Genomic DNA, 3,590 nt, shown 5'->3' on the forward strand with positions numbered 1-3,590 from the left:
TATAGGCATCATGCAGGCTTAGGGCAGACTTCCGGCCGCAGTGCCCAAGTGGGATGGAGCGTGACGTGACAGACGAATCACCACACAGCAAGAAGCTGCAGGAACTGATGTTCCGGGCCTGGGAGACCTTCGGGGACGCCCGACACCTGGACAGCGACGACCGAGTGTTCGTCCAGGCGCTGGCGAGGCAGACAGCGGATCGGATCTCGGTGCTCTACGGCGCGAGCTGGCGCGACGCCCTGGACTGGGTCGCCCATCGCTATGTGCCGAACGGCGACCAGCCCGGCGGTGCGCTCGCGGCGGCGGCCAGCCCGACGGCGACGACGTCCAACGGCAGCGCCAGCGGGCGTCGGGGCTCGGCAGCCGCGGAGGCGAACGCCGCCTCGTGAAGTGAGGGCACCGAACGGCGCACGGCGCCGTTGGGCGGCGCCACGGACGAACCACCAGAGCCACCAGAGCCGGTCGGAACATCGACCGAGGCCAGCCGGCCGGCGGGTCGGGACAGAACGTCCGGGGACAGACGACCGGGCACCGATCAGCAGTCGTCCGGTCCGCTATGGCCATCCGGTCCGCTATGGCCATCCGGAGCGGACGAGCGGACGGGAGCCCGGCCCGGCGCGGCCGCGGCCGGACTGTCGCTGTCCCAGGCCGATCATCGGCCTGACAGTGATCATCTACCGGAGGTCAACCAGCGTCCCGGACGCCTGCCCAGTGCCCGACCGGACACCCGCACCGACGCGCCGGGGGCGCCCGGCGTCGTGGCGAGCGACGGCACCGGGATCGCCGGCGACACCGGCGACACCGGCGACACCGGCGAGTCGACTCCTTCGATCGAACTGGAGTATCGGCGTACGGACGGGCATCTGCGATGGGGCCGCCGATTCCGGTGAAGACATGCGCTGGTGAAGAGATGCGTGCCGGGGCCGCCGACGACTCCTCGGCAAAGGCTTCGGCCGGTGGCTGGCGGAACATACGCCGGTGCCACCGGCCTGGTGGCCCGCTGTCAGTGCGCGAAGTGGCGGACACCGCTGAAGTAGAGCGTGACGCCGGCCTCTCGGGCGGCCGTGATGACGAGCTCGTCGCGCACCGACCCGCCCGGTTCGACCACGGCCCGCACCCCCGCCTCGGCGAGCACCTCGAAGCCGTCAGGGAACGGGAAATAGGCGTCGCTCGCGGCGACGGCCCCCTTCGCCCGGTCCCCGGCCCGGGTCACCGCGAGCCGGGCCGCGTCCACCCGGTTCACCTGGCCCATCCCGACGCCGACGGTGGCACCGCCGGACGCGAGGAGGATGGCGTTCGACTTCACCGAGCGCACCGCCCGCCAGGCGAACCGCAACTCGGCCAGTAGGGCCTCGTCCGCAGGTGATCCCGCCTCCAGCGTCCATCCGGACGGCTCGTCGCCCGGCGCCTCGACGGCGTCCCGCGACTGCAGGAGCAGGCCTCCGCTGATCTGACGCAGTTCGATCCCGCGCTGGTGCGGCGGCGGCGGGCACTCCAGCAGCCGGATCGACGGCTTACGGGAGAGGATCTCCACCGCGGCGGGTTCGTATGCCGGTGCGACGACGACCTCGGTGAAGATCTCCGCGATCTGTTCGGCGAGCTCGACCGAGACCGGACGGTTGGTCGCGATCACCCCGCCGAAGGCGGAGACCGGGTCGCAGGCATGCGCCTTGCGGTGGGCCTCGGCGATGGTGGCGCCGACCGCGATGCCGCAGGGGTTGGCGTGCTTGATCACGGCCACGGCGGGCTCGGTGAAGTCGAACACTGCTCGGCGGGCGGCGTCGGTGTCGGTGTAGTTGTTGTAGGACATCTGCTTGCCGTGCAGCTGACGGGCCGAGGCGAGGCCGGGCCGACCCCCGGCGTCGCTCTCCACGTAGAGCGCGGCGCGCTGATGGGGGTTCTCGCCGTAACGCAGGACCTCCGTACGGTGCCACTGCGCGGACAGCACGTCGGGCCATCCGCTCTCCCGCGCCACCTCGTCCGGCGCGACGGCGCCGGCGAACCACGAAGACACGGCGATGTCGTACGCCGCGGTGTGGGCGAACGCCTTCGCGGCGAGCCGACGGCGAGCGGGAAGATCATATCCGGATCCGCGGACTGCGGCGGCCAACTCGGTGTAGTCGCCGGGTGTGACGACGACGGCGACCGACGCATGGTTCTTCGCCGCCGCGCGGATCATGGCCGGACCGCCGATGTCGATCTGCTCGATCACCTCGTCCTCGCTCGCACCGGAGGCGACCGTCGCGGCGAACGGATACAGGTTGACGACGACCAGGTCGAACGGGGCGATGTCGAGTTCGGCCAGCGCCGCGGCGTGCTCGGCGTTACGCAGATCGGCCAACAGACCGGCGTGCACGTGGGGGTGCAGCGTCTTGACGCGACCGCCCAGCACCTCCGGAAAGCCGGTCACGGTGCTCACCGGTGTGACCGCCAGCCCGTGACGGGCCAGGACGTCGGCGGTCGAACCGGTCGAGACCACCTCGACGTCGGCCACGAGGAACGCCTCCGCGAGGACGTCGAGCCCGCTCTTGTCGTAGACGCTGACAAGCGCCCGTCGCAGCGGCCGCCGCCCGGTGGGGACCACTTCGCCGGGCTCGGATCCGCGGACAGCCCCGCCCTCGCCGGCCACACCTTCGCCCGATGACGTCATGATTCCTCCTGTATCCAAACTTCTACCAATGCGGGAGACCCATGCTCGCCCCGTCGAGGTCCGGCCGGGGCCGAGTCGCCGCTCCCGGCCCGCACGATCTCGCCGATCGTCGCGACGAACAGTCCTCGCTCGACGCTCTGGATCCGTGCATGAAGTGTCTGCTCGGTATCGCCTGGCTCAACCGGCACCGCCCGCTGAGTGATGATTGGACCGGTGTCAACGCCTTCGTCGACCCAGTGCACCGTCACCCCGCTGACCTTCACCCCGGCGGTCAACGCGTCACGCACCGCGGTGGCTCCCGGGAAGGCGGGCAGCAGCGACGGGTGGGTGTTGATCGTCCGGAACCGGCCGATCACCCGGGCACTGAGAATCTTCATGTAGCCCGCCAGGACCAACAGATCGGGCGCGAACTCGGCGATCCGCCCGGCCGTCGCGGCGTTGAAGGCATCCCGGTCCGCGTGGTCCTCGAGACGAACGATGAACACCGGGACCCCCGACGCCCGGGCCCGCCGTTCCGCGCCGGTGCCATAGCGGTCGGTGCCGACCGCCACGACCGCCGCGCCGAACCCGGGGTCCGCGGTTGCGTCGAGGATCGCCTGCAGGGTGGTTCCCGCTCCCGAGGCGAGCACGACGAGACGAGCAGACACAGACACACTCCGTAAGCAGAATCGGGCGACACGACGAGCCGCCCGCTGCGCAACCGCCATCTGCGGACGGCGGCGGAACAATGGCCGGTTCGACTGTACTGACTCGACCAGCTCCGCCGCTTCCCGCCGGAAACGCGCGCACCGGCGCCCGCCGGGCGCGGCCCGCCAGGCAGCCACCTGAGCCCGGGGCTGCCGATCATGCCGCCGGAACCCATCCGGCGAGGAGATCTGCCAGCCACGCGTCGATGGCCTGGGCGGACGGGACCTCGCAGGCCGCCGGAGACGACAGCCCG

Annotated in this window: 3 protein-coding genes; 1 reads left to right on the forward strand and 2 read right to left on the reverse strand. The window is 71.2% G+C overall.

Annotated elements, in window-relative coordinates:
* The first annotated feature begins 65 nt into the window (after positions 1-65).
* The gene (locus ACY5KJ_RS18695) at positions 66-389 is read left to right on the forward strand and encodes a hypothetical protein (protein WP_462189215.1); all 324 of its coding nucleotides are present in this window, start codon (positions 66-68) and stop codon (positions 387-389) included.
* A gap of 614 nt (positions 390-1,003) precedes the next feature.
* On the opposite strand, the gene purH is transcribed toward ACY5KJ_RS18695, so the two are convergent.
* The gene (purH, locus tag ACY5KJ_RS18700; protein ID WP_462189213.1) at positions 1,004-2,650 is read right to left on the reverse strand and encodes a bifunctional phosphoribosylaminoimidazolecarboxamide formyltransferase/IMP cyclohydrolase; all 1,647 of its coding nucleotides are present in this window, start codon (positions 2,648-2,650) and stop codon (positions 1,004-1,006) included.
* Positions 2,647-3,297, reverse strand: a complete 651-nt coding sequence (gene purN / locus ACY5KJ_RS18705; RefSeq protein ID WP_462189211.1) for a phosphoribosylglycinamide formyltransferase — start codon at positions 3,295-3,297, stop codon at positions 2,647-2,649. The genes purH and purN overlap by 4 nt, the downstream gene beginning before the upstream one ends.
* Between the last annotated feature and the right edge of the window lie 293 nt (positions 3,298-3,590).

The organism is Frankia sp. CcWB3 (assembly GCF_977927595.1).

Coding starts and splice junctions, on each gene's coding strand:
- purH (WP_462189213.1), bottom strand. CDS start 2,650: ATGACGTCATCGGGCGAAGGTGTGGCCGGCGAGGGCGGGGCTGTCCGC.